General features: G+C 69.6%; 11 protein-coding genes. 6 read left to right on the top strand and 5 right to left on the bottom strand.

Annotation, left to right across the window (positions count from 1 at the left end):
- Positions 1-8 precede the first annotated feature (8 nt).
- The 3 genes from ACIBL4_RS12345 to ACIBL4_RS12335 all read right to left on the bottom strand — a co-directional run bounded on the left by ACIBL4_RS12345 (position 9) and on the right by ACIBL4_RS12335 (position 2,953).
- Positions 9-1,160 carry a pyridoxal phosphate-dependent aminotransferase gene (locus ACIBL4_RS12345; protein ID WP_399409009.1) on the bottom strand — a complete coding sequence of 384 codons (1,152 nt, stop codon included), beginning with the start codon at positions 1,158-1,160 and terminating at the stop codon, positions 9-11.
- 2 nt (positions 1,161-1,162) lie between these two features.
- Complete coding sequence (locus tag ACIBL4_RS12340; RefSeq protein WP_399409007.1) at positions 1,163-2,050, bottom strand: hypothetical protein; 888 nt, start codon at positions 2,048-2,050, stop codon at positions 1,163-1,165.
- Positions 2,051-2,197: 147 nt separating this feature from the next.
- Positions 2,198-2,953, bottom strand: a complete 756-nt coding sequence (locus tag ACIBL4_RS12335) for an SCO2525 family SAM-dependent methyltransferase (RefSeq protein WP_399409006.1) — start codon at positions 2,951-2,953, stop codon at positions 2,198-2,200.
- A 63-nt stretch (positions 2,954-3,016) separates the two neighbouring features.
- On the opposite strand from ACIBL4_RS12335, the gene ACIBL4_RS12330 reads away from it, so the two are divergent.
- The gene (locus tag ACIBL4_RS12330; protein ID WP_399409005.1) at positions 3,017-3,445 is read left to right on the top strand and encodes a GNAT family N-acetyltransferase; all 429 of its coding nucleotides are present in this window, start codon (positions 3,017-3,019) and stop codon (positions 3,443-3,445) included.
- An 18-nt stretch (positions 3,446-3,463) separates the two neighbouring features.
- Here the strand turns inward: ACIBL4_RS12330 and ACIBL4_RS12325 are convergent, their stop codons facing one another.
- Positions 3,464-3,907: a protein phosphatase gene (locus ACIBL4_RS12325; RefSeq protein WP_399409003.1), complete on the bottom strand. Its 444-nt coding sequence runs from the start codon at positions 3,905-3,907 to the stop codon at positions 3,464-3,466.
- A 194-nt stretch (positions 3,908-4,101) separates the two neighbouring features.
- Here ACIBL4_RS12325 and ACIBL4_RS12320 point away from each other — a divergent pair, with 194 nt between their 5' ends.
- From ACIBL4_RS12320 to ACIBL4_RS12300, 5 genes are read left to right on the top strand one after another with little or no spacing between them, the layout of a single operon-like run.
- Positions 4,102-5,733 (top strand): ABC transporter substrate-binding protein, encoded by a 1,632-nt coding sequence (locus ACIBL4_RS12320; protein WP_399409001.1) that lies wholly within the window; start codon positions 4,102-4,104, stop codon positions 5,731-5,733.
- Positions 5,734-5,737: 4 nt separating this feature from the next.
- Positions 5,738-6,700: an ABC transporter permease gene (locus ACIBL4_RS12315; protein WP_399409000.1), complete on the top strand. Its 963-nt coding sequence runs from the start codon at positions 5,738-5,740 to the stop codon at positions 6,698-6,700.
- An 8-nt stretch (positions 6,701-6,708) separates the two neighbouring features.
- Positions 6,709-8,685 carry a dipeptide/oligopeptide/nickel ABC transporter permease/ATP-binding protein gene (locus ACIBL4_RS12310; RefSeq protein ID WP_399409347.1) on the top strand — a complete coding sequence of 659 codons (1,977 nt, stop codon included), beginning with the start codon at positions 6,709-6,711 and terminating at the stop codon, positions 8,683-8,685.
- Positions 8,682-9,701 (top strand): oligopeptide/dipeptide ABC transporter ATP-binding protein, encoded by a 1,020-nt coding sequence (locus ACIBL4_RS12305; RefSeq protein WP_399408998.1) that lies wholly within the window; start codon positions 8,682-8,684, stop codon positions 9,699-9,701. The genes ACIBL4_RS12310 and ACIBL4_RS12305 overlap by 4 nt, the downstream gene beginning before the upstream one ends.
- Positions 9,698-10,630 (top strand): dihydrodipicolinate synthase family protein, encoded by a 933-nt coding sequence (locus tag ACIBL4_RS12300; RefSeq protein ID WP_399408996.1) that lies wholly within the window; start codon positions 9,698-9,700, stop codon positions 10,628-10,630. The genes ACIBL4_RS12305 and ACIBL4_RS12300 overlap by 4 nt, the downstream gene beginning before the upstream one ends.
- 78 nt (positions 10,631-10,708) lie before the next feature.
- Here the strand turns inward: ACIBL4_RS12300 and ACIBL4_RS12295 are convergent, their stop codons facing one another.
- On the bottom strand, positions 10,709-11,407 hold the full coding sequence (locus tag ACIBL4_RS12295) for a TerB family tellurite resistance protein (protein WP_399408994.1): 699 nt from the start codon (positions 11,405-11,407) through the stop codon (positions 10,709-10,711).
- Positions 11,408-11,559 lie beyond the last annotated feature (152 nt).

The following is an 11,559-nucleotide window of genomic DNA, read 5'->3' as shown; positions in this document are numbered from 1 at the left end:
TCAGGGCGCTATGCGCAGGTCCGCAGGGCTGAGACGAAGATGTCGGCGCCACGCTGGAATTCCTCGGGGTCACGCAGCAGCGCTATGCGCACCCATTGCCCCGTGCGGGGTTGCGCAGCGCCGTCTGCCGCCCAGAAGAAGGGCTGCCCCGGCAGTATCTGAAGCCCCTGGCTGCGGCACTGGCGGAGAACTCGGTCGCGTTCGGGCCCGACGTGCAGCCACTCGATACTGAGCGCGGAGTCCGGGCCTGGGGACGAGTCCGGCAGGCATCCGATCCGGCCGCAGGACACGAGCATCTCGCGCAAGGTTCCTCGGTTGCGGCGGGACAGGGCGCGGGCGCGGTGTATCTCGTCGCGATCGGGCGGCATCGTGAGGACGCTGGTGAGCAGCCGGAGATCGAGGCACGACACATTGAGCAGGCAGTGGCTGACGACCTCCGAAACAGGTTCGCGCAGCCGGTGGGTAACGGACAGCACGCTGGCCTTGGTGTCTTGGAGGGACACGGTCTTACCGGTGTCGTCGATGGTGACTACGTCCGCGCCCGCGTCCTCCGCTACCGCGATCAGGTCGACACAGGCCCTGGGGTCCAGCAGCCGGAACGAGGCATCGATGACGATCAGGACGCACTGTGCCGCTCCCCACTCGACGAGGCGTCGCAAAGCGGCTCCGTCCATGCCCGCGCCGGTGGGGTTGTTCGGCAGCACGAGAAAGAGAGCGTCGAGTTCCAGGCGACTCAGCTCGTCGATTTCTGGTTCCGGCAACACCAGCTTCTCGGGTACGGGTACCAGTTCGACACCGGTCATGGTCATGAGAGCGGGGAGATTGTCGAAGGTCGGTGTGATCATGCCGGTCCGGTACCGCCGTACGGCGAGGTACTTGGCCATGATGTCGACGCCGACGGAAGCGGAATAGACAATGTGCGACGACGTTGCTGAGTACTGTTGGCCCGTGTGTTTCCCGAGCGCTGACAGGAATTCACGCTCGACTCGGTGGACCAGCCCGTGGCGCTCTTCCTTCAGGGCCGCCGTGAAGGCGTCTTCGAGAACGCTCATGGTCTCTTGGTGCAGGCTGTGGTTCGCGTGCCCGTCAGCGAGGTCGAGACGCGACACCTGAGCCATCAGCTCGAATTCGGTGAGGTTGCGCGGCTGTTGTGCATTCATCGTCAGAACCGGCAGACCACGAGGGAGAGTGTTCCGCCTCCGGAGAAGTCGCCGGTGGCCAGGATGTCGACGACGTTCGCCGCTGTCTCCCGATGGATGCGCTCGGAGAGGACGGCCAGCCTGTTCCCCGCACTGTCGTCGCCGGGTTCGTGTTCGATGACGGCGGTCCCGTGCACGGCGACCGTTTGCATGGCTTGAAGAGCACCGATGACGAGGTCACAGTAGCCGCGGGTCGGTCCGGTTGGTGGGGCGGCGGGTCCGCCGCCCCATGTCGCCGCCACGATGGCGGACGCCTCGGCGCGCAGGGGCGGCGGTACATCGGGGCCACGCCAGTCGCTGTAGAAGGGCGGCGAGGTGAACATGACCGCCTCCGTTTCCGGAAGCTTCATGTCCCTCCAGTTCGCCGGGTCGGTGGCGTCTCCGCAGAACACTGTGCTGCCGGGAACGGGTGCCGGCGCCCGGCTCAGGTCCGCGACGACCTCCTCATCGGTCAGTCCCCCGCCTCCGTCTGTTTCCTGCAACGCTCGAACCAGCCGTAAGCATCGGAGTTGCGGTTCGTCGTTCGTTGAAGAGGGCCTGGACAGGTCGGCGCCGTGCGATGGTCCGCACTGTGTTTTCGCGAGACTGACGCAGGCTAGCACCGGGTCTATGTCCATGCCGGCGAAACGAATGCCGAGCAGTCGGGCCGCCGTGCAGGAACTCCCCGCACCACAGAAGGGATCGATCACGACCGATGGTGTCGTCGGGGTGAGGTCGCTGATCGTTCTGGCGATCACACGCGCGTTTCCGCTGTTGGAAGCGGTGAACCATCGGTCGACAGGCTCGTCGGGATCCGGCAGGTATTCCTCGAGGCGGCTCGGATTTCCGTACGCACGGATCACCTGTGCCATGAACCCCCCTCGCCTCAGCGCCACGCAGCACGAGTACGCCGACCTGTCTGCCTGGCAAGAGAACTATAGGGAAAGGCGACCGTCAAGATGGCCGTTGACCGGCCAAGTACTGTTCCGGCCGGGGCAGTTGATCGATCACGGGAGGGATCAGTTCCGGCGGCGGCCGCAGGCGAGGAGCATGCCTGTATACCCCTCGCGATTGAGATGTTTATCCATCTCCAGGTGATGAAGGGCGAGATCGTCCGCATGATCCGCCAGCCCCTCCAGCACTTCCTCCGCATCGACGTCATGCGCGGCGAAGTGACGCTTTCCTATGCGGAATCCGCTGGAGTGCTCCATGAAGGCCGCGGCGAAGGGGGAGCCGGGCTGGAGAGCGTGCATGAAGCAGGCCAGGATCTTCCGGAACTGCTCGGCCTTCGTGGTGATCGACTCGGCGACGAAGAACATCGTCCCCATGGACCAGCGCCCCTGACAATGCCGGAGATCGAGAACCTCTCCCTGACTCACCTTGACAGTACTGCGGAAGCGGCTCCTGGGGTCAGGTAAGTGCCTGTACGCCGGATCCCGGCTCAGGAGGTCGTAGAACTTGTCCCAGTGCGCGTCGTAGGAGGGCATCTGGCCGATGAGGTACTTCACGTTGGCGGGAGCCATATCGAACAATGTGAGATTCTCGCACCAGGGGAGCATGGCGAGCGCGGGGTAGAGGTTGGGGCCGGTGCCGACGTCGATCGCGCCGCGCGCACCTTGGGAAGAATGCCGGAAATGATCACTGAAATGGTCGCGGACCTTCGCGATGATCGAGGCGTCGTTGGGATGCATGTCAAGGTAGTTCCTGATGACGTACTCGACCGGATCGAATGATTCCCAGGAAACCTGGAGACTCGTCACATGCCGCTTGGCCACTCGAGGCATCAACCTTCCCCACAAGAGACAGTAATGGCCGCTCTCCCCACTGGCCCTTCGCTCATGCGCAGCGCCACCGAAGAGGATCTGCCCAGCCTTGCGCAACTGGACAGGGATGTCTTCGGGGACGCGGCCTATCCCTTCTTCGTCCTACGCCAACTGTTCGACGTCGGCCATACTCTCGTCGCCGCGCAGGACGGTGACGAGCTCTGCGCCTACGCACTGGCATCCGTGAAGGGGGGCGAGGGATGGCTGCTGAGCCTGGCCGTCGCCCCGCGCCACCGGGGCCACGGCGTCGGGCGCAGCCTGCTGCTGCACATGCTGCTTCACCTGCGAAGCCGACTGGTCCGGAAGGTCGTACTCACCGTCGAACCCTCCAACACCACGGCGATGACGCTCTACCAGTCCCTGGGATTCACCTGCGAGGACGCACCCCGTGAGGACTACTTCGGCCCAGGGGAGAGCCGCCTCCTCATGACCTTGTCCCTGTAAGCCACCCGATCCGTGGCTTCACCGTCCGAAGTTCCGCACGTACCGCCGCTGCCAGGGCGTTTCCACCGCATGCCGGTCGTAGTGCCGGCGCACGTACGCCACCGCCTCCCCGGCGGGTACGCCGTCCAGAACCGCGAGGCAGGCCAGGGCCGTGCCCGTGCGGCCGCGCCCTCCGCCGCAGGCGATCTCCACGCGCTCCCCGGCGGCCCGTTCCCAGGCGGCGGCCAGCACCTCGCGGGCGGCCGCCCGGTCCGACGGGAGGCGGAAGTCGGGCCAGCGGACCCAGCACGCCTCCCAGGGGACCTCGGGCGGCTGCCGGCCGAGCAGGTAGACACCGTAGGAGGGGCGGGGCGCGCCGGGGTCCATGGGGTGGCGGAGACCTCGCCCTCGTACCAGTCGGCCGGAAGGCAGTCTCAGGACGCCGGCGCCACGCTCACTCCACAGCTCAGTCACACCCCTCATCATGCCCGCCCTGATGAGCCGTCAACTCCCGTACTGGCCCAGCGCCATTGGTCCCACATGTGGCGGATACGCCATTCGTGTGCGATCCCTTGACCGCCCCCACGGCCCCTCCTATGGTCGCGCTGACCACAGGACGTAGGACGTCGTATCTCCTCAGCCAGTCCCTTCCCCCCAGACCTCTCGCTGGAGGACCCGTGCGCGACGTGACCCCTGACGTGCCGGCGCCGCACCGCCGGACCTTCCTGAAGTACACGGGCGCGCTGGGCGCGGCCGCCGCCGTCTCCGCGTCGCTGTCGGCCTGTTCGTCCGGGCCGGAGTCGACGAACGACACCGGTGGCGGCGACAGCGGGGCGAACCGGACGCTGACGGCGGTGATCGGCTACGGCAACGACGGCAGCTGGGATCCCACCCAGACGGCGTCCGCGTTCTGCATGGCCGCCAACCACCACATCTACGAGGGCCTGCTCGACACCGACCCGATCTCCCGCGAGCCGTACGCGGCCCTGGCGACCGAGGTGCCGAAGGACCCGGACGGCACGTCCTGGAGGTTCACGCTGCGGGCGGGCGCGACGTTCCACGACGGCAAGCCCGTCACCGCCGACGACGTGGTCTTCGTCTTCGAGCGGATCCTCGACCCGGACACCCAGACCCTCGCCAAGGGCTTCTTCGCGAGCTGGCTGAAGGAGGTCCGGAAGATCGACGCGCAGAACGTCGAGCTCGTGCTCAAGTTCCCCTTCCCGGACGGGCTTTCGCGGCTGACGCTCGCCAAGATCATGCCGAAGCACGTGTTCTCCAAGCCCGGGGCCTGGGACGACGCCATCAAGGGCAAGGCGATCGGCTCCGGGCCGTACCGGCAGACCGCGCACCACCCGAAGTCGAACACCGCCTTCGAGGCGTTCGACGGCTACAACGGCCCGCGCAAGCCGGCCTTCCGGAAGATGAACTGGCTGACCATCGTGGACGCGGCGCCCCGCGTCGCGAAGATCTCGGGGTCGAGCGCGGGCGCACAGATCGCGGACAACATCCCGTACGCCAACATCGCGCAGCTGGAGAGCAGCGGCCTCACGGTCGCCGGCGGGGCCGGGATGAACAACCTGTTCCTGATGTTCAACACCCGGCACAAGCCCTTCGACGACGTGCGCGTACGCCAGGCCCTGCACTACGCCATCGACACCGAGAAGATGGTGGAGGTCGCGCTCAAGGGCCATGGGAAGCCGTCGAGTTCCTTCCTCGACGAGAGCAACCCGTCCTACCGCCGGGCGAAGACCGTGTACGACTACGACCCGGACAAGGCGAAGGCGCTGCTGAAGGAGGCCGGGGTCAAGGGGCTGAGCATCGACATCCTCGCGGTGAACGTGAGCTGGATCGTCGACTGCCTGCCCACCGTCAAGGCGTCCTGGGACGCGATCGGCGTGAAGACGACCCTGTCCCCGCAGGAGACCACGGCCGTGTTCACGAAGATGGACCAGAAGCAGGACTACCAGGTCGTCGCCGCCGCCTCGAACCCCAACCAGTTCGGCCTCGACGCCGACCTGATCATGCACTACAACTACGGGCCCGAGAACCTGTGGATGCAGTACACGCGGTGGGCCGGCGACCCCGTCGCCAAGGCGCTCTTCAGGGACATGGACCGGGCCACCCGGGAGCCGGATCCCGAGAAGAAGAAGGCGATGGTCCAGGACTACATCGACGTCGTCGCCGAACAGGCCGTGCTCTACCCGGTCGTCCACAACGAGCTGATGACGGCATGGGACCCGAAGCAGCTCAGCGGTATAAGGGCCCAGCCCTACCCGGGCATCAACCTCCTCCAGGCCAAGTGGGCCTAGCGGCATGACGGCAGTCCTGCGGATCCTGCTGCGCCGCGTCGCCCTGCTCGTGCCGCTGATGCTCGGCATCGTGCTGTTCGTGTTCCTGGTGATGCGGTTCTCGGACGTCGACCCGGCGTCCGCGTTCTTCCAGGGCGCCAACCCGACTCCGGAGCAACTGCACGACTTCCGCGAGGAGCACGGCCTGCTCGACCCGCTGCCCGTGCGCTACGCCGACTTCGTCGCCGACCTGCTCCACGGCGACCTGGGCACCAGCGCGCTGACCCGGGCGCCGGTGATCGACCAGGTCACCACCGCGCTGCCGCTCACCCTCCAGCTGACCTTCCTGGGCCTGGGCGTCGCGGTCGTGCTGTCCCTCCTGGGCGGCGTGACCGCGGCGATCTACCGGGACCGGCTGCCCGACCAGATCATCCGGGTCGTGTCGCTGACCGGTGTCGCGGCGCCCGGCTTCTGGCTGGCGCTGCTGATGATCCAGTACCTGGCGGTCGACCTGGGCTGGTTCCCGACCGGCGGCTACATCAACCCGGCCGACTCCTTCACCGGCTGGCTGAAGACCATGACGCTCCCCGCCCTCGCCCTCTCCCTGCCCGTGGCAGCCCAGCTGACCCGGATCGTGCGGACGGCCGTGGTGGAGGAGCTGGACAAGGACTACGTACGGACGGCGATCGGCAGCGGGCTGCCGCCGCACGTGGTCGTGGGACGGAACGTGCTGCGCAACGCGCTCATCAACCCGCTCACCGTGCTCGGGCTGCGCGTCGGCTATCTGCTGGGCGGCGCGGTCGTCATCGAGACGATCTTCTCGCTGCCCGGCATGGGGAAGCTGATGATCGACGCGGTGAAGAACGGCGATCCGGCCGTCGTCCAGGGCGTCGTCCTGACCACGGCGGCCGGGTTCCTCGTCGTGAACCTCGTCATCGACGTCCTCTACCTGCTGGTCAACCCGCGACTGAGGGATGCGACCACGTGATGACCCGCATGCTGACCCGAAAGAGCCTCACCGAGGCGCTGTCCCGGCCCGGGGTGCGGCTGCGCGGCTGGCGCCGGCTGCCGTTGCTGTCGAAGGCCGCCGTCTGCTTCCTGGCGGTCGTCGTGTTGCTGGCGCTGCTCGCGCCGCTGCTCGCCCCGCACGACCCGCTCGACCAGCAGCCGCCCGTGGACGGCACCGGGCATCCCTCCGCCGGGCACTGGATGGGCCAGGACAGCCTCGGCCGGGACATCCTCAGCCGGCTGATGTACGGGGCGCGCTGGTCGCTGGCGATCGGGCTCGGCGCCACCGGCCTGGCTCTGGTGGCCGGGGCACTGCTCGGAGCGGTCGCGGCAACCTCGCGCAAGGCAGTCGACGAGACACTGATGCGCTGCCTGGACGTCGTCATGGCGTTCCCGGGCATCGCGCTCGCCGCCGTGCTGGTGGCCGTGTTCGGCGGGGGCATCACGGTGCTGATCTGCGCGATCGCGTTCCTGTTCACACCGCCGGTGGCCCGGGTCGTCCGCGCGAACGTCCTCGACCAGTACGGCGAGGACTACGTGACGGCGGAACGGGTGATCGGCGCCCGGACACCGCACATCGTGCTGAAGCACGTGGCGATCAACTGCGCGGCTCCGGTGCTGGTGTTCTGCACGGTGCAGGTCGCCGAGGCGATCGTCTTCGAGGCGTCGTTGTCCTTCATCGGAGCGGGCGTACGGCCGCCGGACCCGTCCTGGGGCAGTGTCATCGCGGACGGCAAGAACATGGTGCTGACCGGCGGCTGGTGGGCGACGGTGTTCCCCGGCCTGCTGATGCTGGTCACCGTGCTGTCGCTGAACATCCTGTCCGAGGGGGTGTCCGACGCGTGGGCGGCCCCGTCGGCGCGCGAGGTGGAGGTCCCCGAGGACGACGACCACCTCCAGGCGCCGGAGCCCGGCAGCGGGGAGATCGTCCAACTGCCCGGCCTGACGGAAGCGGCCCGGCGGCTGCGGGCCCGGGCCCGTCGTCTGCCCCGGGACGGGCAGCCGGTGCTCGCCGTGGAGAACCTCACCATCGGCTTCGACCAGCGGCACGGCGGCGTCGACATCGTGGACGGCATCGGCTTCGAGGTGCGTCCCGGTGAAGTCCTGGGCCTGGTCGGCGAGTCGGGCTGCGGCAAGTCGCTGACGGCCCTCGCGGTCATGGGCCTCCAGCCGAAGGGGGCGCGCGTCGGCGGCCAGGTCCGGTTCGGCGGGCGCGACCTGCTCGCCGAGCCGATGCGCGTACGCCGCAGACTCCTGGGCCACGAGATGGCGATGATCTACCAGGACGCCCTGTCGTCGCTGAACCCGGCGATGACGATCCGCGCCCAGCTGAAGCAGGTCGTCCGGCGGGGCGGGCGGCGCGGTCCCGCCGAGTTGCTGACGATGGTCGGCCTCGACCCGGAGCGCACCCTGCGCAGCTACCCGCACGAACTGTCCGGCGGGCAGCGCCAGCGCGTCCTGATCGCCATGGCCCTGTCCCGCGACCCGAAGCTGATCGTCGCCGACGAGCCGACGACCGCCCTCGACGTGACCGTGCAGGCCCAGGTCATCGAGCTGCTGCTGCGGCTGCGCGAGGAGCTGGGCTTCGCGCTGATCCTCGTCTCGCACGACCTGGCACTGGTCGCGGACGTCACCGACCGGGTGGCGGTGATGTACGGCGGGCAGATCGTCGAGATCGGCGTGACCGCCGACCTGGTGGAGGCCCCGGCCCACCACTACACGCGCGGCCTGCTCGGCAGCGTGCTGTCGCTGGAGTCGGCGCAGGAGCGGATGACCCAGATCAAGGGGGTCGTGCCGTCCCCGGCCGACTTCCCGGCCGGGTGCCGGTTCGCCGACCGGTGCCCGCGGGCGAGCGGTGTCTGCCGGACGACGGCCCCCCTTCTGACGGGTACGCCGGCGCACACGGTGGCCTGCCATCACCCGGCCATAGAGCTGGCGACGACGGAGACCGAGGCAGTGTCATGAGCGCCCTGATGGAGCTGTCCGACGCCCATGTCGTGCACAAGGCCCGCAGCGGCGGCCTGTTCACCCGCGACCGGGTGTACGCCCTGACCGGCGCCGACCTCGCCATCGCGCCCGGCGAGACCGTCGGCGTGGTGGGCGAGTCGGGCTGCGGGAAGTCGACCCTGGCGAAGGTGCTGGTGGGGGTGGAACGGCCGACGCGGGGCACGGTGTCCTTCCGGGGCCGCGACCTGTGGGCGATGCCGCCCGCCGAACGCCGCCGGACCGTCGGCGGCAGCACCGGCATGATCTTCCAGGACCCGTCGACGGCCCTGAACCGCCGTCTGACCGTACGGCAGATCCTGCGGGACCCGCTGGACGTGCACGACCGGGGCGCTCGCGGGCAACGTGACGAGAGAGTCCGGGAGTTGATGTCCCTGGTCGGCCTCCCCCGGGCCCTCGCCGACGCCCTGCCCGGCCAGTTGTCGGGCGGGCAGCGGCAGCGCGTCGCGATCGCCCGGGCGCTGGCGCTGGACCCGGACCTGGTCGTGGCGGACGAGCCGACCAGTGCCCTGGACATATCGGTCCGCGCCCAGATCCTCAACCTCCTGCTGGATCTGAAGGAACGCCTGGGTCTGGCCCTGGTGTTCGTCTCGCACGACATCCAGACGGTTCGGCGGATGAGCGACCGCGTGATCACCATGTACCTGGGCCGGATCGTCGAGGAGTCCCCGGCCGCCCTGGTCACCGACCGGGCCCGGCACCCGTACACCCGTGCCCTGTTCTCCGCCACGCCCGGCCTGCTCGACCCGATCGAGCCGATCCCGCTGGCCGGTCCGGTCCCGTCGGCGACGCGCCCGCCGAGCGGCTGCCCGTTCCGCACACGCTGCTGGAAGGCGGACGGGACGTGCGCCGAGGTGATGCCGGACTTCTCGGCCGCGTCGGCGCCCGCGCACCGCTTCCGCTGCCACCATCCTGTCCAGGAGGACGAGTCGACCCGCGACCTCGTCCGCCGGAGCGACCCGATGGAGGCTTCATGACCCTCACCCCGCTGACCGGTGTCATCCCGCCCGTCTGCACGCCCCTGACACCGGACCGCGAGGTGGACGTCCCCTCGCTGCTCAGGCTGGTCGACCATCTGGTGGACGGCGGGGTGCACGGCCTGTTCGTGCTCGGCTCGACCTCGGAGGCGGCGTATCTGACGGACGCGCAGCGCAGGCTGGTGGTCGAGTCGGTCACGGCCCACGCGGGCGGGCAGCTCCCGGTGCTGGCCGGGGCGATCGACATGACGACGGCCAGGGTGGTGGACCATGTCGCGGCGGTGACGGCGGCGGGAGCGGACGCGGTCGTCGTCACCGCCCCGTTCTACGCCCGCACCCACCCGGCGGAGATCGCCCGCCACTACCGCGCGGTCGCCGCCGCGAGCCCGGTCCCGGTGGTCGCCTACGACATCCCCGTCGCCGTCCACACGAAGCTGCCGGCGGACGTGGTCCTGGAACTGGCCGCCGACGGAGTCCTGGCCGCGCTCAAGGACTCCAGCGGCGACCTGGCCGCCTTCCGCCAGGTCGTGACCGGGGCCAGGGCCCACCCGGACATCAGCGGCTTCAGCGTGCTGACCGGCTCCGAGCTGATCGTCGACGCGGCGCTCGCGGTAGGCGCGGACGGCACGGTGCCCGGCCTCGGCAACGTCGACCCGCACGGCTACGCCCGCCTGGACCGCCTGTGCCGCGCCGGGGAGTGGAAGGAGGCCCGTGCCGAACAGGAACGGCTGTGCGCCCTGTTCGGCCTGGTCGGCGTCGGCGACCCGGCCCGCATGGGCCCCGGCTCCTCGGCGATCGGCGCCTTCAAGGCCGCGCTGCACCTGCGGGGCGTGATCGACTGCCCGGTCACGGCGGAGCCGCAGGTGCCGTTGTCGCAGGACGAGGTGGAGCGGGTCGGGACGTACCTGACGGCGGCGGGGCTGCTCTAGGACCCGGCAGGGGCGCCGCACTACGACGGAGCCCGGCACAGGCGCCGCACTACGACGGAGCCCGGCACAGGCGCCGCCCTAGGACGGCGTACGCGCCGCCGCCGCCATCACCCGTGTCACGTCGTCCGAGCAGATGGTGAGCGCCGCCCCGACCGTCGCGAGCACGTCCCGCTCGGCCGGTGTGTAGGGCCCGTCCGCCAGGGCGATGCGCGCCCCTTGGAGCAGGATCGATTCGCGGCCGACCGTGGCGAGGTGCGGGGCGAGCGGGTCCAGTGCCTCGTGCAGCTCTATGGCCAGTCCCGCACCGCAGGGTTCCCCGGTGATCCGGCCGGTGTCCGCCTCCAGCGCCTCCACGAGGGCGGCCAGTTGCTCCTCCGTGCAGTCGTCGAAGCCGGCCGCGCGCACGGCGAGCACCGCGGACTCCAGCGCCGTACGGGAACCGGCGCCGCCCGCGGCAAGCACGGCGAGGGCGACGGTGTGCACGGCGTCGCGGAGCATCGCGGAGAAGCGGGTGGTGGTCGGGTGGTCGAGGACGTCCGTGCCGAAGTGGCGGCGGCAGGCGGCGCACTCCACGACCGGGCCGGTCTCGCCGCGCGGCAGCACGGGCAGGCCGAGCAGGGTGAAGCGGCGTTGTCCGGTCAGCCGCTGGTAGTTGCGGTCGCCGCCGCAGCCGGGGCAGAAGAACTCCCCGTCACCGGCGGGCGTCCACGCGGTACGGGTGCCCAGGATGCTCGAGAACCTGGCGGCACGGCCGTTTCGTACCCGTCCTGGCAGCACGTCGCACCTCCGTCACGCCGCACGGCAGCGTCGCCGCGCTTGCGTGATGTTAGCCACATCCGTGAGGAGGAGTCAGTACCCCGGAGGAGACCTTTCCGTGACCCTCACAGGGATTGGCCGGTATGCGACGGGGCTCCGACCGCCGGACATCA

The organism is Streptomyces sp. NPDC050416 (genome assembly GCF_044458845.1).
In the GTDB taxonomy this organism is placed as follows: Bacteria; Actinomycetota; Actinomycetes; order Streptomycetales; family Streptomycetaceae; genus Streptomyces.
Note: the sequence above shows the minus strand (reverse complement) of the source record. Positions and strands in the feature narration are given on the sequence as shown.